Origin of the sequence: Acinetobacter sp. LUNF3 (genome assembly GCF_022699605.1) — a bacterium.
Classification (GTDB): domain Bacteria; phylum Pseudomonadota; class Gammaproteobacteria; order Pseudomonadales; family Moraxellaceae; genus Acinetobacter; species Acinetobacter johnsonii.
This window is the reverse complement of sequence record NZ_CP093968.1, coordinates 1,364,523-1,382,518: the sequence shown is the minus strand read 5'-3', so window position 1 is coordinate 1,382,518 and position 17,996 is coordinate 1,364,523. Positions and strand designations below refer to the sequence as shown.

Sequence of the window (17,996 nt, the reverse complement as noted above, 5' to 3'; positions counted from 1 at the left end):
AACCTCAGTATTGCGATTGGGCTTTCTATGAGCTGCTTGACCTATGCACAAGCAGAAGAACTCACTGAAGCAACGAGCAACAATGTGCTTCCGACCATCAAACTTGAAGCACAAGGCAACTGGTTAGAAGATGCCAATGCAGAGAAAGTGCAAAAGCATGCAGGCGCTCGTACGATTATTACTCGCAATCGCTTAGATGAAGTTGCTGCGACTTCAATTAAAGATGCCCTGAAGCAAGTGCCTGGTGTTCAAGTCCAAGAAAATAATGATACTGGTGGCAGTGATGTTTCACTCAATATTGGTGTTCGTGGTTTAGCCTCACGTTTATCTCCTCGTTCTACAGTATTGCTTGATGGTGTTCCTCTATCATTTGCGCCTTATGGACAACCTCAGCTTTCTCTAGCACCAGTATCATTAGGCAATATTGAATCTGTAGATGTGGTTCGTGGTGCAGGCTCTGTACGTTTTGGGCCGCAGAACGTTGGCGGTATCATTAATTTTGCAACTCGCGCGATTCCTCAAGAGTTTGCAGGTAATGTCAGCCTAACAACCGAATATGCTTCGGGTACAGATCAAGTTAAATACAGCCCGAACCTATTTGTAGGCGGAACCTTAGATAATGGTTTAGGCCTTGCTCTGCTATATTCGGGTACAAAAGGTGATGGCTACCGTGAAGCCAATAATAAAACTGACATTGATGATGTCATGTTAAAAACGGCCTATCAAATTACGGATGCTGATGCGATTGCCTTAAACCTACATCACTATGAAGGTTATGGTGAAATGCCTGAAGGCTTAACTGCCGAAAAATATGCACAAAACCCTTATCAATCAAATAAGTCGCGTAATTATTTCTCTGGCCGCCGCTCAGATGTGTCATTCCGTTATACACATCAAGATGAAAAAAACAACTTTGAATTGCTGACCTATTATATTGACTCATTTCGCACGAGCGACTTAGAGACAGATGTTAGTGCGACCACTTCGCGTATGGATACCTCTCCACGCGACTATAAAGTTTTTGCCATTGAACCGCGCTGGTCTCGTGCATACCAATTAGGTAACTCAAATAGCGAATTTACTATCGGCTATCGTTATTTAGATGAAGATAGTTCTGAGTTCTCAGGTCGCTCATCTACATATGCATTGAATGCACCTGTGACCGAAATTAAAGCACGCACCACGAGTGAAGGTGGCACTAAAGCACATGCAATTTATGCAGATAACCGCTTCGATTTAGGTAACTGGGTCATCACACCAGGACTACGTTTTGAATCAATTGAAACGCATAACAATTTTACTGCCTATAACCAAGGCGTAGCAGTTAATACCGTTTCTCCAAAAATTGATTCAGATGAGTTTTTACCCAGCCTATCGGTCATGTATAAAGCGACAGACAATTGGAACATTTTTGCCAATGCGGGCGTCTCATTCGGCCCACAGCAATATAACCAATTGGCACGTTTAGAAGGCGGGGTTGCACAAAGCACAACTGATGGCTTGCACCCTGAAAAGTCCAATAACTATGAAATTGGAACGAAGTATTTAGGCAATGGTTTAAATGCAGAATTAACCGCGTTTTATTTAGACTTCAAAAAAGAGTTAATTTTAGAACGTGATGCGCAGAACAATGGTATTTGGACAGACTTAGGCGCAACCAGCCACAAAGGTGTAGAACTTGGTCTAGCTTATGACTTTGCTTATTTGACCGATGCGCTTGAGGGCTTAAAACTCTATAGCAACTACACATTCACCAAAGCTGTGGCTGAAGCAGGCGACTTTGAAGACAAAGACCTTCCTTTCTACTCACGCCACACAGCCAATGTTGGTTTAGGCTATAAAGTGAATCAATGGAGCGTCAATGCAGATATGTTTGCGCAATCTAAGCAGCATTCTCCTGGTTCGGGTGATACCTATCAAACTGACGAATCGACTGATGGAAAATTAGGTGATATTCCAGGTTATTCCACTTTTGCCGTGCGTACAGCATATGACTTTGGTGAGCAATTTTACGGTTTAAAAATCGCCGGTGGCGTTAAAAACGTGTTTGATAAACAATATTTCACACGCTCTACTGACTCAACAGGCGGAAAATATGTAGGGTAACCACGTACCTTCTACCTTCAAACGTCATTTGACTTCTAAAACAGAAAGTAAATTAATTCAATTACATTGAACTAGTAAAAAAGACTACATTTTTGTGGTCTTTTTTATTTTAACAATATGACAAAATTATGACTCTCTTCCATACTTTATAAACACAATCCACTTTCATGACTCTTTCAGAACTTAATTTATCGCTTTTTTCATGGATTAATGCTTCTCCTGAAGCCAGTAATACCAGCATTCATTTTGCCATATTCATCGCCAATGACCTGCTCTATTGCATGATTTTACTGTTTGCTTGGTTTTGGCTACGTGGTAACTATGACACTAAAAAACAGATATTGAAGGCGTTTATCTTTACCAGTATCGCCATTTTGATCAGCCAATGTATTTCTCATGTGTATTATCACCCACGGCCTTTTGTCATGGAGGTCGGACGCACTCTCATTTACCATGCACCCAATGGCTCTTTCCCGAGTGACCATATGCTGATTTTTAGCAGTATCGCCTTTTCTTATCTCTTCTCTGCGCAGCGTAAACTGGGAATTTTTCTCTTGGTCATGGCTTGGCTGGTTGCATGGTCACGTGTCTATCTTGGTGTGCACTTTCCTTTAGATATGCTTGGGGCTTTTCTATTGGCTTTTGCCTTAAACTTCTTTGGATTAAAGCTTTGGAATCTCTATAAAGATACAATCATGCAATGGGCACTCACTATTCACTTTTACTTATTTAAGCCCCTTATTCAAAAAGGCTATATCAAATAACTTTTGCTTTAAAACAAAAAAATCCCGCTCGAAAGCGGGATTTTTTTGATGCGTTTAAGTCAGTAGATTGCCATGTGGTTGCGATGGATCATCTCAAGTGAACGTGCTTCACCTAGAACTTGGTGAACTTTATCTGACGCCAAGCCCTTTACCAACTCCGCAGAACGCGAACTAAAGTTGACACGCCCGACCGCAACACGGCCACCTTGGATATCAACACATTCAACCACGTCACCGCGTTCAAAATGCCCTTCCACAGCTTTCACACCAACTGGAAGTAAACTACGATGATTATCTTTAATGGCTTTGACAGCACCATCATCCAACACTAAACGACCCGCAGTTTGTAAGTGAGCCGCCAACCACTGTTGATGAGCGGTAATGCGGTCATTATCTGTAATAAACAATGTCCCAAGCATTTCACCATCCATCAAACGTTCAAGCACATTGTCGCTTTCACCACTGGCAATTAACGTTGGACAGCCAGACTTTGCAGCCAAGCGTGCAGCACGAACTTTGGTCAACATACCGCCACGACCAAACTTACCACCACCGCCAGCCATATCAAACAAGCTCTCATCTAGAGCACGCACGGTATGGAACAATTTCGCATCTGGATTTGAACGTGGGTCTGAGTCGAACATACCCTGCTGGTCTGTCAAAATAATTAACAAATCTGCATGGACTTGACCTGCAACCATCGCAGCCAGCGTGTCATTGTCACCAAAGCGAATTTCATCGGTCGAAACCGTGTCATTTTCATTGATCACAGGAATCACATGCCATTCAATCAAGTTCTGTAATGCGTCACATGAGTTCAAATAACGACGACGGTCTGCCAAGTCATCATGGGTTAATAACACTTGCGCAGTCTGAATGTGATGTTTTTCAAGCACACTCGACCACGTATGAATAAGGCCCATCTGACCAATGGCAGCACACGCCTGAAGACTGGGTAGATCGGTGGGTCGGCTGTCTAGCTTCATACGAACCATACCTTCAGCCACAGCTCCTGACGACACCAGAATAATCTCATGTCTGGCATTGTGTAGATCTGCAATTTGTTTCGCCCAATGCGAAATTGCATCTATATCTAGACCTTGCCCATTTGCTGTGAGTAAAGATGATCCGATTTTAACAACGATTCGTTTACAAGCTTCGAGCTTACGTTGCCCATCTACCACTTCTATCATCTTGTCCTCAGTTACTCATTACGAGCTTAACGTACGTAAAACACTTCCATTTCGCCGTCATCTTCATCATCGTCTTCATCATCATCAGCCAACAGGCCTGCAAGACGTTGTTGGCGACGCATTTCACGATATGCTTCTTTAGCGGCAATCGTTTGTTCGCGTGTTTCAGCTTCAAGCTGCTCACGGAATGCTTTCACTTCTGCTGCATAATCAGGATCTTCAAGCTCACGTTCACGTTGTTGCTCAATTTGATCCATCAGGTAATACACAACTGGTTTTGTCCCTTCAGACATCAAACCTGAAGTTTTAAATACAGGACCATCCCACTGCATTTCATCTAAAATATGCTGACACCATTCATCACGCGTATCGTCTGCAAGTTGGTCAACTTTGTTTAATACTAGAACGATAGGTAACTTTGAAAGTGTCGGAGAGAATTTCTCTAATTCACCCAAGATCGCTTTTGCATTGTATGCAGGATCAGAACCATCAATCGGCTGAACATCCACAATGTGAAGCAAAATACGCGTACGCGCCAAGTGCTTTAAGAAACGAATACCAAGACCTGCACCTTCAGAAGCCCCTTCAATCAAGCCAGGAATATCCGCCATTACAAATGAACGATGACTGTCTGCATCGACCACACCAAGGTTTGGAACCATCGTAGTAAACGGATAGTCTGCAACCTTAGGTTTTGCTGCTGATACGGCACGAATAAACGTCGATTTACCTGCGTTTGGCATACCCAGTAAGCCAACATCGGCCAGTACTTTTAGCTCTAAGCGAATTTCACGGAATTCGCCTTTAAAACCATGGGTACACTTACGTGGCGAACGGTTCGTCGATGATTTAAAGTGAGTATTACCCAAACCACCATCACCACCCGCTGCGACAAGAACACGCTGACCACTTTCAACCAAGTCGCCAATAATGTCACCTGAGTCAGTATCAACAATGGTTGTACCTACAGGAACCTTTAATACTGTGTCTTCACCACCACGGCCTGCGCAGTTCGCGCCACGACCATTTTTAGCTCGCTCCGCACGAAAGCGGCGCGTATAACGGAAGTCTACAAGGGTACTGGTATTATCATCAGCTTCGATAAATACGCTACCACCACGACCACCATCACCACCGTCTGGACCACCAAAAGGTACGAATTTTTCACGGCGAAAACTGGCTACGCCATTGCCACCGTCGCCAGCCTCTACGGTAATGACTGCTTCATCAACAAAGCGCATGCTGCCAATCCTCTAAATACTTTAAAACCGCATATTCTGCCATATTTTACAAAATTTCTCGAATAGAATTATTCAGCGAAACATGAAATTTAGTCACAAAAATACCAAAATCTAAATTTTCGACACTTTTCACCTGATTTTATTCATTTTTTAATTTAAATGTACTGACCATTTAGTCGTTAGGCCACTCTTCGATTCACTTTATTCAATCCTACTCAACTTTTATTTTCAAGAAGGACTTTCACATCAAAATAGCGCGCTAAAAGAGGAGATTGTTTGATCACAAGACTTTTTCACAGCCTGAAATTTGAATCAACAATAATCCACTTCCGCACTCCTGAAGGATTTACTCTTAAAGCGCAATTAAGGATTATCACAACCAATCCACAATATTTGTCATCTTTTATTTTAAAGCTGCCACCCGTTCTTTACTTTCTAGAATTTCAGGCAAACTTTTTTCAATCCACCCAATCAAATACATGGTTTTCTCAGCGGCTTGGGAACCCAAGATCGTCAATTGGTACTCTACTTTAGGCGGCACCACAGGATAAACCGTCCGTAGAATAAAGCCATCATGTTCAAGAGTTTTGAGCGTCTGAGAAAGCATTTTCTCACTCACTCCCTCTATACGCTGCTTAAGCTCACTAAAACGATGTACGCCATCACTTAAACAGCGCAACACCAGTACCGACCATTTACTCGTAAGATGCTCCAAAATTTCACGAGATGGACACTCCGTGGATAAAACTTGACCTAACAATTTGCTTGTCGCATAGGTGTGCATCATTTCTCTCCATTTGGTTTATTACTTACTTTTTAGTATGTACTTACATTTAGTAAGTTAACAGATTAAGATTCAACCATCAAGTATAGAAAACAACCAACTTAGGTAAATTATGAAAATTGCAATCACAGGCGCAACAGGACAACTCGGCAACCTCGTTATAGAGCAACTTTTGCAGTTAACTGCTGCCCAGAATATTGTTGCGCTGGTTCGTAATATAGATAAAGCTGAACATTTCAAAGCGCAAGGGATTGAGCTGCGTGAGTTTGATTATGACCGCCCTGAAACATTAGTTCCTGCTCTATTAGGAATAGATAAGTTATTACTCATTTCAGCCAATGAAATTGGTCGCCGTACACCTCAACACCAAGCAGTGATTGATGCTGCTAAAGTAGCAGGCGTACCTTATCTTGCTTATACCAGCTTACTTCGTGCAGATACGTCCCCACTCGGCTTAGCCCAAGAACACCGTGAAACCGAAAAACTAATTCAAGACAGTGGAATCACTTATACCTTCTTAAGAAATAACTGGTATAGCGAAAACTACCTTGCAGGTGTTGCTCATACCATTGAAATTGGGACGCTTTTTGGCGCAGCTCAAGACGGTCGAATTAGCTCGGCATCACGCATAGATTATGCTGAAGCTGCAGCGAGAGTCTTAACGTCAACTGTCCATGATAATCAAACCTATGAACTAGCAGGTTCAGAAAGTTTTACTAGAGCTGATTTGGCTCAATTCATCAGTCAGGCAACTCATAAGTCAGTTATCTATCAAAATTTGTCTGCCGATGACCTGCGTCAATGCTTAATTCAAGCCAGCCTCCCATCACACTTGATTGATGTGATTGTGGATGCAGATGTGCAGACCGCCAAAGGTGCGATGTACAGCAACAGTAAAGACCTAGAACAATTGATTGGACACAAGACCACCAGTATTCAAGATTCGATTAAAGCTGCACTTTAAGCCACTCTTTTAATCTCCACATTCAAACACCGCCAATGATTTGGTGTTTTATGGATGAATGTTCTTCAGGGGTAGTGTCATATTCATCTCCAAGTTCGCCGTCGTACTTCGCTCTATGTTGTACATGGTGGCATTGAAGCTTGCTATTTTTCGCATAGTCATTGGGTCATTCAAATTTAACTGTGGTGCAAACTGATGCAACACATGCAGTCGTACTTGCTCATCAAACTCAAAATAGACCAAACCATTAAACATAATTTTGATTGGGATCTGATAGTCCTGCTTTAAATGAAATGGTACAGCCAGCTTAATCGGAATATCTAAAGTGAGTGGGAACTTAGGCAATAGTTTATTTTGATAAATTAGATCTGTAGTTGTCTCCAACGGCATGTTTTGATCAATGAGTACCTCGGTTTGATAATCAACAGATACTGAAACGGGTACTTCTACTTCAAACTCTAAATTTGCCAAATATTTCCCAGTCAAAGGTAGGTTGATTTTCTGATCGATTTTCAGTTGCGTATCTAAAGTCCCAACGGATTGGGTTTCTAAATAATTACCCACTTGGATTTTTGTCGGTAAGGAGTCTGATAGTTGAATTTGGGCTTCACTCGCAGACACTTGCATATTGGCTTGAATATTCAGGTACAACCAAAACAGCACAGCCACCAAAATTACAATGCACACAAAACTCAATACAAGCTGCTTCACAGACTGGAATATCCGCATACTCCCCCCCTATGGCTTCACGTGTTCTTGAGGTTGAGGTTTTTCACGCAGTAATTGCAAGCTATTGAGTGGAATTTTCAACTCCCCCTGCTTAATTTCAATTGGCAATGTATTCTGTACATCCACCGACGCTTTCAATGCCGTTTTAATGGGAACCTTTAAATGCCCCTGTATTGGAATATTGGTCTTAACCACTGTATTTACTGGAATATGTAGATTTTCTTTCAGTACTGTTTTCACAGGCGCATCAAATTTGAGGTGTACTTGCTGTTCAAGTGGCACATCGATATGAATCGGCACATCCAACTGAATGGGAATATTTCCTTTTAAAGGTAAAGTCACATCTCGTCCCATGACTTTCACCTGTACCTTGGTATCTACAGGCATATTCTGATTAATTTTCAAGGTTTCACGCACTGGAATGGTGGTTTTAATCGGAACCTGATTATCAAAATACACCCGTGGAGTCAGCGTTTGGGTCAGGGGAATATTCAGGTTTTCACGAATCGGAATTTCTGCATTGACACGCCCTGTGACATCCACATCTAAGGCATCATGAATTTTAACCTCGGCTTGTAAAGGCTCTTGCAGATCAATACTGACTTTTTGATTTTCTAAGGGAATATAAATATTAAAGTGTTTAAACGTCCAAATAGCGATAAGTACACCGCATACAGATGCCAACACAATGAATGCCAATCCACTTAGCACATGCTTCACTTGCAAATTCAAATTCCTTTTGTTTTATTTTCTTTTTATCTGACAAATATCATCCTTTTGTCAGCCTAGAAAGTCATTGAGGGCGGTATACCAACCAGACTCTATAATTTTTTATCACCCTATTCTACACAGTATTCTAATTATTCTAAGTAAATTAGTAGGGATTAAACATTGGCAACTCTTAGCACTCAAGCCAATACTTATGTCACCCCCAACGCACCTGATTGGCCTCATCCACAACAACAGCGCAAAAAAAAGAGCCTCAATTGAGGCTCTTTTTAGTCGCTATTACAAATTATGCATTTGTTTCAGCTGGAATTTTTGGATAGCTTACGCCGCCCATTTGCTCTGCAATACGTAAAACTTGGCAGCTATAACCAACTTCGTTATCGTACCAAACATAAGCAGTTAAACGGTTACCCGAAGTGATTGTTGCTTGCGCATCAAATACACCTGCTGTACGTGAACCGATAAAGTCAGATGATACAACTTCAGTCGAGTTGGTATAACCGATCTGACCTTGAAGGCTAGAGCTGATTGAAATTTTACGAATGTATTCGTTCACTTCATCACGATCAACTTCTTTATCTAAAGTTAAGTTCAAAATCGCAAGTGAAACGTTTGGTGTTGGAACACGTACAGAGTTACCTGTCAGTTTACCTTGAAGTGCTGGAAGTGCTTTAGCAACCGCTTTAGCCGCACCTGTTTCAGTAATTACCATGTTCAACGTTGCAGCACGACCACGACGGTCTGCTTTATGGTAGTTGTCGATTAAGTTCTGGTCGTTTGTAAACGAGTGAACTGTTTCAACATGACCATTCAACACTGTGTATTTGTCATGCAACACTTTAAGTGTTGGTGTAATTGCGTTGGTTGTACAGCTTGCAGCAGAGATAATGGTATCTTCATCAAGAATATCTGCTTGGTTCACACCAAATACAACGTTCTTCATGTCGCCTTTACCTGGTGCAGTCAAGATCACACGTGCAGCACCTGGGCACTTAAGGTGTTGAGCAAGACCTTCAGCATCACGCCATTTACCTGTGTTGTCGATCACTAACGCATTGCTAATACCATAATCGGTATAATCAACTTCAGTTGGGTTCGACGCATAAATCACTTTGATGAATTGACCGTTGGCAATGATTGCTTCGTTTTCTTCATCAACAGAAATCGTACCAGAGAATGGACCATGGATTGAGTCACGGCGTAATAAAGACGCACGTTTTTCCAAATCACCATCAGATGACTTACGAACCACAATCGCTTTTAGGTTCAAACTACGACCAAGACCAGACTGACCAATCATTAAACGTGCAAGAATACGACCGATACGACCAAAACCGTAAAGGACAACGTCACGACCTTCTACTGAAGTCGCACGACCTTCTACAGATTTAACAGCGGCTGCAACAAATGCATCAACATCGCCACCTTGCTCTTTAAATGCAACGGCTAATTTGCCTAGATCAATTTCAGCAGTACCGATATTTTCAATTTTAGCCAACGCTTCAAGAATTGGGAACGTGTGTACAACTGAAAGCTCAACGTCCATCATACGAGTGAAACGGTGCGCTTTTAAAATTTGGATAACTGAACGGTTAACTAAAGAACGTCCAAACACTGAAACCACAATATTTTTTTCACGGTAAAGCTGACCGATCAAAGCGATCATTTGTTCCGCGATTTCTTCACGGTTTTTCCAGCGACCTTGGTGTTCTGCGTGTAGGGCGATGATAGTCTCTTTGCTCACAGATACGTCCTCTAATTAATTTAATCTAAGCATAAATTTTAAAACCCAACAATTGTAAAGGATTTAACGCCAAGTTTGAATCGAAAGCTGTAAATGCATGATGTTTTTTGTCGTATATTCATTATTAATTTAAGAAATGATTGCATTTAGTCTTATGATTTTGCAGTATAAAAATTAGAAAAATATTTTTTTAGATAAAAAATAAACAGTTACACATATGATGTTTTATCAAACAGTCAACTATTCTTAAAGGGCAATAAACAAATCAGGAACTTGCTTATCGCCCAAATTCCAGCGCAATGATAGCTCCGAACATCATCAAATTAGTCTGAATTTTGCTGTTTTTCAAAATGCTCAATATTTCGTTCAAGCTGTTTTTTATTTTGTTGCTGTTTATATAAATGCAACACACCTTCAATAATAAGTAATAAGACTGCGAACCAAATTGGAATATAGGTAAACCACTCACCCGCCTCTATACGCTCTCCCATGGCAACTGATGCTCCCGCCAGTAAAACAGGCTCCAAATAACTCAGCAAACCAAAGATCACAAAAGGTAAATAACGACTCGCGAGTATATAACTTCCGAGTCCCATTGCACTTAAGAAACCCAGTCCAATGACCGCCAAAATCAGGTGTGGAAACTGTTGTATCAAAGCCAAACTATCGCTATGCACGAAGCCCAAATAAAATGCGACAGGTAAAATTAAAAACAGATCCCACCAGAAGCCACCCAAATGATCCGTTTTACAAACACGGCGCAGGAAGAAATACAAAGGATAAGCCAAAGCGATATAAACCGTTTCCCATGCCATGCTACCAATACGCCAAATTTCATGTCCCACCCCAAGCACAGCAAAGGCTACCGCGGCCATTTGCCAGCGGGATAGTTTTTCCTTGTAAAGGATGCAACCAACCAATACCATGACCAAAGGCAGCAAAAAATAGCCAAGCGACACCTGTAGGCCACGACCATTCATGGGCCCCCATAAAAATAGCCACAACTGCGTGGTACATAAAACCGAACTAAACAATAACCAAGCAATCATCCAAGGTTGTTTAAACATACGCTTAAACAACTCCGAAATGAGTTTTAAATCACCACTCCACCACATGAATACGGTTAAAAAGGGTAAGGTCGAAAGCATACGCCAAGCAAAAGTTTGCTCACTATCTAAGGGCTTTAAAAAAAAGGTATAAAAATACAAAACCCCAAAAGTGATGGATGCTAAAACCGATAGTGCAACACCTTTATACATCCTTCACTCCACATTGATTTACACAATTTTAATAGGCGCCGATTATAAAGCGTTCGACTGTATAAAGCTTTATTATTCAAGTTTTAAAATACGTATATGAAACTAAAAAAGCCATGCTTCAGCATGGCTTTCAAGGCTTAATAGATTTTATTTTTGCAATTGTTTGGTATGAATCAGATCATTCAAGTCATAACCCACTGACTTTGCATATTCTAAGTATTCATTAATGACTTTTTGGTCTGGTTGAGGTGAGCGAGAAAGCACCCACATATATTTACGGCGTGGCTCACCCACTAAAACCGTTTCATAGTCATCATCAATTTTTAAAATCCAATAATCCCCGCGTGCCACAGGTAACCAACGCACCGCCTCAGGTAAAAAACTCACTTTCAACTTACTATTAAAAGGTGGGTTTTGTACAAATGCTTCACCTATGGACTGCATCAGCTTACCATCTTGAGCATAACAGCGGTTATCTACTGTCACATTGCCATTTTCATTCAGAGTATAAGTAGCCGAGACATTAGTTCCGCATTTATTTTGGAAGTACATGGGCTTACGTGCAATTTCGTACCAAACACCCAAATAACGGTCTAATTCAACCTTATCCACCACGGCTAAGGGTTTGCTCTGGGCATAAGCCATGGTTGCCATGCCTAACCCTACTAAAATAGCACCACCTACAGCAATTTTGGCAAGCGTAAAACCCGCCTTTGGAAGATTTGCAGACATAAACTGTACCTTTTATATTTCAGAATTTATGATCTAAAAATAAACATCTCTTTAAAAAATAATGCTTTCTGCCCAAATTACTGTAGCGTTATGTAAATGCAACTTAGCTTAGAAGTTGTGCTTTTAAGCGCAAAATTTCATCTCGCAGACGTGCAGCTTGCTCAAACTGTAGCTCTTTAGAAGCTTTTAACATTTCCTTTTCCAGCTTGGTTAAGTGCTTGGCAAGAAGTTTCGGATCAGACAGCAAGTGCTGCTCATCTGCACTGAGCGTTTGGTGTTGATCTGCAATACCACTTTCAACTTGATCATCTGTCAGCACTTCGCCTGTATCAATATCCTTTTTATTTTGTCTAATGGTACTGCGCGGAATAATGCCATGCAGCTCATTAAAGGCCATTTGTTTTTCACGACGACGGGCTGTTTCATCGATGGCTTTTTGCATCGAATCGGTAATCCGATCACCATATAAAATCGCTTTGCCTTTTACATTACGTGCTGCACGCCCAATGGTTTGAATCAAAGACCGCTCAGAACGCAAGAAACCTTCTTTGTCCGCATCCAAGATAGCCACCAAAGACACTTCAGGCATGTCCAAGCCTTCACGTAGTAAGTTGATCCCGACGAGAACATCGTAGACACCTGAACGTAAGTCATGAATAATTTTCACCCGTTCAACGGTATCAATATCTGAGTGCAGATAGGCAACTTTGACGCCATACTCTTTCAAATACGAGCTTAAATCTTCTGCCATACGTTTGGTTAAGGTGGTTACCAAAACACGCTCATCTAGATCTTTGCGGATATTGATCTCAGACAAGACATCATCAACTTGAGTCAATACTGGACGCACTTCAATTTCGGGGTCAATCAACCCTGTAGGACGAACCACCTGCTCAGCTATTTGCTCGGCTTTTTCAAGTTCGTATTTGGCCGGTGTTGCACTGACATAAATTGTTGCTGGGGTAATCCGCTCCCACTCTTCAAACTGCATTGGGCGGTTATCTAAAGCACTAGGAAGACGGAAACCATAATTCACCAAGTTTTCTTTACGCGAACGGTCACCTTTATACATCGCGCCAATTTGCGGCACAGTCACGTGTGACTCATCAATAATCAGTAAAGCATCGTCAGGAACATAATCAAATAAGGTCGGTGGTGCTTCGCCCGCAGGGCGACCTGACAAATGACGTGAATAGTTTTCAATACCGTTGGTATAGCCCAACTGCTGCATCATTTCTAGATCATAACGGGTACGTTGCTCAATTCGCTGAGCTTCAAGCAATTTGTCATGTGCACGAAAGAAACCTAAGCGCTCTTTTAACTCTTCACGAATCGTGCCGATGGCACGCTCTAAATTATCTTTCGGTGTCACATAGTGACTTTTTGGATAAATGGTTACACGCGGAACTTTCCGCACCAGTTTGCCTGTCAGTGGGTCAAACCAACGAATCGAATCGACTTCATCATCAAACAACTCGATTCGAATCGCATGCTGGTCTGATTCCGCAGGGAAAATATCGATAATTTCACCGCGGATACGATAGGTACCACGTAAAAACTCAAGCTCATTACGGCTATATTGCATTTCCACCAAACGTCGAATGATGTCATCACGTGCGATACGATCGCCCTGTACAATATGTAGCAACATGCTCATATAGGCATTAGGGTCACCCAAACCATAAATAGCAGAAACTGAAGCAACAATAATTGCATCTCGACGCTCTAAGAGCGAACGCGTCGCGGATAAACGCATTTGGTCAATGTGGTCATTGATCGCTGAATCTTTTTCAATAAATGTATCTGAAGATGGCACATAGGCTTCAGGTTGGTAATAGTCATAATAACTGACAAAATATTCGACGGCATTGTTCGGAAAGAAAGATTTGAACTCACCATAAAGCTGTGCGGCTAAGGTTTTATTATGCGCCATGACAATGGTCGGACGTTGCGTCCGCGCAATCACGTTGGCCATGGTATAGGTTTTACCAGAACCCGTAACCCCAAGTAACAACTGGTCGTGATAGCCCTTTTCTATTCCAGCAACAAGCTTTTCGATGGCTTGCGGCTGATCACCTGCGGGTTGGTAATTGGTGACTAAATCAAAAGGTTGTTTCTCACTCACAGACATATCCCAAGATTTGCTTCTTCAACCGACTATTTTAACAGATTCAATCCCGAGCAATTCTCGCTTTTAGATTTTTAATGTAATTTACTGAAAATATTACAAAGATTTTTCACTTGACCCCCCCGTATTTCAAGGGCAACATGAAGTGAAGAAGAGCGAAAAATCAGAGCCTATGACTTACCAATATCATGACGAAAGCATCGTCAAAAACCTAGATGAACATACCGTATTTGTGTTTGGTAGTAACATGGCAGGTCAACATGCGGATGGCGCTGCCCGAACTGCACTTGAACACTTTGGCGCAATCAAAGGCGTCGGACGTGGTTGGTCAGGGCAAAGTTATGCCATTCCCACTATGAACGAACACTTACAACAAATGCCGCTCTCGCAAATTCAACACTATATTGATGACTTTAAAATCTATACCAAAAATCATCCTAAAATGACTTACTTTCTAACCTCTATAGGCTGCGGTATTGCGGGGTATAAAGTTGAAGAAATTGCTCCTATGTTTAAAGGCATTTCTCATAATGTTATTTTCCCCGCATCATTTCGCCCATTTGTGGAAAGGACACTACCACGTCTAAATAAAAAGTTTTTGCATACCATTTTTAATGATGCCGTGATTTTCAGCACTCAAAATGATGACATGCTGATTCAACATTTGGCCTTAACCGATAATGAAAAAAGTTTAGCCAAAATTATTCTCAACACACGCATGTATCCAACCGACAGTAATGGTCGCGATCGTGTGTTTGAAATTGAAGATATTTTACATGCGCTGTCAGGGAAAATATTTGATTTTGAGACCAACGCGGAGGGGCGCATGCTTTTTGGTGGTGCCATTCTAGCGCTGTTGGAACTTTATAATATCAATGAACAAGACTTCATTGAAGTTTGGCAAGGCACACGAGAAATCGCACCACCGAAGCCCGAACATCGTGCGCGAAAAGCCTCACGTTAAATCCAGTCTTCTCAAAAAAGCCAATCCATCAGATTGGCTTTTTTCGTTAAAAATAATAGAGTTATTAGAATCTTCCCTATCCCCAATCGCCAACTACTACAAAAATAAAGGTGACGATATTGTTCCTGCTTTTCTCTTTTTAACTTTTAAAGGTTCACTTACACTCTGAATCATAATCATACTTTTCAAAAATTTAAAAAAATCATGAGAACAAATAGACAGCTTAAAGCCTTAAAATCCAGAAGAAACAAGCATGCCGTTTTTAGCATAGTGGTTGCCGTTGTCATGCTGATTGCATTTTATCAACTGCCTCAGTTTCAAGATTTTAATTTTATAAATCTATCCCCAGTCTACTTTATCGTCCTTGTATGCTTATCCTTCCTCAAAAAGACAAAGAACGAACAACCAAAAAAGAACAACCTCCTCTTAAATATTTTATTCATGACGGCGCCCTTCTTCATTATTAATGTTTTTGCACTTTCCAGTCTCAGCAAATTTACTGACTATTCGGCTGTACGTATTGCAAACCACCTACCCACCCCACAACACGTCGAGGGACAAATTCTATTAAATGGCTACACTGTGGGCTCTGGGCGAAATAAATCACATTATGAAGATGTTGTGTTGAATGAACCTTCTCAGCAGCAACCACTAAGACTGGTCTGTAATTTTATGGATCGCTTTAAGAGCTGCCCACTCTTAAAAAACTTTCAACAACAAAAAGTCAGTATCCGTTATTACACTGACAGTCGCCAGTTTATCTACCCAGAAGTTTTAGTGTTATCGGTCACAGCAGACAACACAACCATCAGCAGCCAAGACTTCATGCGCATCTACCAACAACAACGAAGCAATTTTTTGATGTATTTATTCTTCATGATATTGATTCCAAACCTGTTAGTAATCAATTTATTTTGGCGCGACCATCAATATCAACAATCACAAACTTTTCGCTATCGACCTCAAAGTATTTAGCGCTTATCACTATCAGCATACACACTCTTTAAGCTTCAAAACCATTGGAGCTTATGCACTTTCCATAAGCAATCAATATGCATTTTTTGACTAAATACCCCATAAACTCACATAAATTTTAAAAATAACTTTTTTTATCACATTATTTTAAAAAGTTTTTTTAGCGCTTATACTGCTTTAAATTCCAACATAAAAACGAGATATAAATGCAATTATTGGACTCTCCTATTTTTGAATTATCTCCCATTGCCATGTGGTTAGAAGACTTTAGTGAAGTACAAAAACTATTCGATCTTTGGCGGAGTGAAGGTGTTGAAGATATTGCGTCTTTTCTGTTGGAAGACAAATCACGTATTTTAAGTTGTGCGCATAAAATTAAAGTCCTGCATGTCAACCCGCAAACCTTAAAACAATTTGAAGCCCAAAGTTTTGAAGATTTAACTGCGAACCTTGCGCAAATTTTTAAAGCAGATATGTCAAGCACTCATTTAAATGAGCTGGTCGCACTTTGGAATGGTGAGACCGTATTTGAAAATACTGCTGTAAACTATACGCTTACAGGTCATCGCCTTGACATTCGACTGCGCGGAACAGTACTTCCCGGTCATGAACACGATCTTTCATTGGTTTTGATCACCACGGAAGACATCACGCCTTATGCCAATGCACAACGTTTAGAAGAAAAAAGTCGTTTAATTGCTGAAGCACGTTTTCAATATTCGCCTACTTCACTTTGGGTCGAGGACTTTAGCCGAGTCAAAGCACGTTTAGATCATTTACGTCGTTTGGGGATCAGTGACTTTAAAACTTTCCTTGATGTCCACAATGACTTTATTAATGAATGTCTCAAAGACATCATGGTTACCGATGTCAACCAAGCTACACTCGATTTGTTTGCTGCACGTGACAAAGACCATTTACTTAAAAATTTGCATAAAGTCTTTCAGAACGAAACCCAACAGACCTTTCGACATCAGTTGCTCGAACTATGGGATGGCAATATTCAACATAACTGCGAAGCGGTCAACTACGCGCTCGATGGCAGTATTCGCCATGTGCTGTTACATTTTGCCGTGTTTCCAGGCTTCGAAGATGATTGGGGTATGGTTCAATTGGCACTCACCGATATTACCGCGCGTAAAAAAGCCGAGAATTATCTTGAGTACTTGGGCAAACATGATGTCTTAACCAAACTTTATAACCGCTCTTTCTACAGCACCGAAATCAACCGACTTGAGCGCAATAACCTGCGCCCTGTGTCTTGTATTTTCCTAGATATGAATGGCTTAAAAGCTATCAATGACAACCTTGGTCATGATCAAGGTGATAGCTTATTACGCCGCATGGGCAATACCCTGAATCAGTTAATTGAAAATACCCAATACTCTGCTTCAAGGATCGGTGGTGATGAGTTCGTGGTGCTATTACCTGCCGCCGATGAAGCTGCATTGAACCATTGTATTGAAAGTTTACATGAGCTCTTAATGGTGGATAACCAATTTAATAATCATCAACCTATTAGTGTGTCGGTTGGCACTGCCACCAGCCAGCCAAATGAGCGGGTTGAAGATATGCTTAAACGTGCCGACACTGCGATGTATGAACACAAAAAAACCTACTATGCAGAAAATGATCGACGGGTTAGCAATTAGAATCCACCGAATGATCAATAAAAAAGCGCCCT

15 protein-coding genes are annotated in these 17,996 nt (G+C 41.1%); 6 read left to right on the top strand and 9 right to left on the bottom strand.

What is annotated here, in order from left to right:
• The first annotated feature begins 27 nt into the window (after positions 1-27).
• Both MN200_RS06815 and MN200_RS06810 read left to right on the top strand, forming a co-directional pair.
• On the top strand, positions 28-2,106 hold the full coding sequence (locus tag MN200_RS06815; protein WP_242760414.1) for a TonB-dependent siderophore receptor: 2,079 nt from the start codon (positions 28-30) through the stop codon (positions 2,104-2,106).
• A 167-nt stretch (positions 2,107-2,273) separates the two neighbouring features.
• On the top strand, positions 2,274-2,870 hold the full coding sequence (locus MN200_RS06810; protein WP_062034592.1) for a phosphatase PAP2 family protein: 597 nt from the start codon (positions 2,274-2,276) through the stop codon (positions 2,868-2,870).
• Between the two features lie 59 nt (positions 2,871-2,929).
• Here MN200_RS06810 and proB read toward each other — a convergent pair whose 3' ends face one another.
• From proB to MN200_RS06795, 3 genes are all read right to left on the bottom strand, one after another.
• The gene (gene proB, locus MN200_RS06805; protein WP_078388997.1) at positions 2,930-4,063 is read right to left on the bottom strand and encodes a glutamate 5-kinase; all 1,134 of its coding nucleotides are present in this window, start codon (positions 4,061-4,063) and stop codon (positions 2,930-2,932) included.
• A gap of 26 nt (positions 4,064-4,089) precedes the next feature.
• Positions 4,090-5,304, bottom strand: a complete 1,215-nt coding sequence (gene cgtA, locus MN200_RS06800; RefSeq protein WP_004980365.1) for an Obg family GTPase CgtA — start codon at positions 5,302-5,304, stop codon at positions 4,090-4,092.
• A 403-nt stretch (positions 5,305-5,707) separates the two neighbouring features.
• Positions 5,708-6,088 carry a helix-turn-helix domain-containing protein gene (locus MN200_RS06795; protein ID WP_004980366.1) on the bottom strand — a complete coding sequence of 127 codons (381 nt, stop codon included), beginning with the start codon at positions 6,086-6,088 and terminating at the stop codon, positions 5,708-5,710.
• Positions 6,089-6,200: 112 nt separating this feature from the next.
• Between MN200_RS06795 and MN200_RS06790 the strand changes: the two genes are divergently transcribed.
• Positions 6,201-7,052 carry an SDR family oxidoreductase gene (locus tag MN200_RS06790; protein ID WP_058869436.1) on the top strand — a complete coding sequence of 284 codons (852 nt, stop codon included), beginning with the start codon at positions 6,201-6,203 and terminating at the stop codon, positions 7,050-7,052.
• A 48-nt stretch (positions 7,053-7,100) separates the two neighbouring features.
• On the opposite strand, the gene MN200_RS06785 is transcribed toward MN200_RS06790, so the two are convergent.
• The 6 genes from MN200_RS06785 to uvrB form a co-directional block, all read right to left on the bottom strand.
• Entirely contained in the window at positions 7,101-7,781 is a 681-nt protein-coding gene (locus MN200_RS06785; protein ID WP_242760413.1) for a hypothetical protein, read from the bottom strand.
• Positions 7,782-7,790: 9 nt separating this feature from the next.
• Positions 7,791-8,507 (bottom strand): MFS transporter, encoded by a 717-nt coding sequence (locus MN200_RS06780; RefSeq protein ID WP_183175925.1) that lies wholly within the window; start codon positions 8,505-8,507, stop codon positions 7,791-7,793.
• Positions 8,508-8,796: 289 nt separating this feature from the next.
• Positions 8,797-10,254, bottom strand: coding sequence for a glyceraldehyde-3-phosphate dehydrogenase (locus MN200_RS06775; RefSeq protein ID WP_242760412.1), 1,458 nt, complete (start codon positions 10,252-10,254; stop codon positions 8,797-8,799).
• A gap of 323 nt (positions 10,255-10,577) precedes the next feature.
• Positions 10,578-11,513 (bottom strand): EamA family transporter RarD, encoded by a 936-nt coding sequence (gene rarD / locus MN200_RS06770; RefSeq protein WP_234303713.1) that lies wholly within the window; start codon positions 11,511-11,513, stop codon positions 10,578-10,580.
• Positions 11,514-11,660: 147 nt separating this feature from the next.
• On the bottom strand, positions 11,661-12,245 hold the full coding sequence (locus MN200_RS06765; RefSeq protein WP_234303714.1) for a lipocalin family protein: 585 nt from the start codon (positions 12,243-12,245) through the stop codon (positions 11,661-11,663).
• Between the two features lie 103 nt (positions 12,246-12,348).
• The gene (gene uvrB, locus MN200_RS06760) at positions 12,349-14,370 is read right to left on the bottom strand and encodes an excinuclease ABC subunit UvrB (RefSeq protein ID WP_234303715.1); all 2,022 of its coding nucleotides are present in this window, start codon (positions 14,368-14,370) and stop codon (positions 12,349-12,351) included.
• 175 nt (positions 14,371-14,545) lie between these two features.
• On the opposite strand from uvrB, the gene MN200_RS06755 reads away from it, so the two are divergent.
• The 3 genes from MN200_RS06755 to MN200_RS06745 all read left to right on the top strand — a co-directional run bounded on the left by MN200_RS06755 (position 14,546) and on the right by MN200_RS06745 (position 17,964).
• Positions 14,546-15,337 (top strand): hypothetical protein, encoded by a 792-nt coding sequence (locus MN200_RS06755; protein ID WP_178895987.1) that lies wholly within the window; start codon positions 14,546-14,548, stop codon positions 15,335-15,337.
• 441 nt (positions 15,338-15,778) lie between these two features.
• Complete coding sequence (locus tag MN200_RS06750) at positions 15,779-16,312, top strand: hypothetical protein (RefSeq protein WP_242760411.1); 534 nt, start codon at positions 15,779-15,781, stop codon at positions 16,310-16,312.
• Between the two features lie 206 nt (positions 16,313-16,518).
• Positions 16,519-17,964: a sensor domain-containing diguanylate cyclase gene (locus MN200_RS06745; RefSeq protein ID WP_242760410.1), complete on the top strand. Its 1,446-nt coding sequence runs from the start codon at positions 16,519-16,521 to the stop codon at positions 17,962-17,964.
• The last annotated feature ends 32 nt before the right edge of the window (positions 17,965-17,996 follow it).

Bases quoted from the DNA above. Each gene is read 5' to 3' on its own strand.
- MN200_RS06795 (WP_004980366.1), bottom strand. From the start codon at position 6,088: ATGCACACCTATGCGACAAGCAAATTGTTAGGTCAAGTTTTATCCACG.
- MN200_RS06810 (WP_062034592.1), top strand. From the start codon at position 2,274: ATGACTCTTTCAGAACTTAATTTATCGCTTTTTTCATGGATTAATGCT.
- MN200_RS06785 (WP_242760413.1), bottom strand. From the start codon at position 7,781: ATGCGGATATTCCAGTCTGTGAAGCAGCTTGTATTGAGTTTTGTGTGC.
- MN200_RS06765 (WP_234303714.1), bottom strand. From the start codon at position 12,245: ATGTCTGCAAATCTTCCAAAGGCGGGTTTTACGCTTGCCAAAATTGCT.
- rarD (WP_234303713.1), bottom strand. From the start codon at position 11,513: ATGTATAAAGGTGTTGCACTATCGGTTTTAGCATCCATCACTTTTGGG.
- MN200_RS06750 (WP_242760411.1), top strand. From the start codon at position 15,779: ATGACGGCGCCCTTCTTCATTATTAATGTTTTTGCACTTTCCAGTCTC.
- proB (WP_078388997.1), bottom strand. From the start codon at position 4,063: ATGATAGAAGTGGTAGATGGGCAACGTAAGCTCGAAGCTTGTAAACGA.
- MN200_RS06745 (WP_242760410.1), top strand. From the start codon at position 16,519: ATGCAATTATTGGACTCTCCTATTTTTGAATTATCTCCCATTGCCATG.
- cgtA (WP_004980365.1), bottom strand. From the start codon at position 5,304: ATGCGCTTTGTTGATGAAGCAGTCATTACCGTAGAGGCTGGCGACGGT.
- MN200_RS06755 (WP_178895987.1), top strand. From the start codon at position 14,546: ATGACTTACCAATATCATGACGAAAGCATCGTCAAAAACCTAGATGAA.
- MN200_RS06815 (WP_242760414.1), top strand. From the start codon at position 28: ATGAGCTGCTTGACCTATGCACAAGCAGAAGAACTCACTGAAGCAACG.
- MN200_RS06790 (WP_058869436.1), top strand. From the start codon at position 6,201: ATGAAAATTGCAATCACAGGCGCAACAGGACAACTCGGCAACCTCGTT.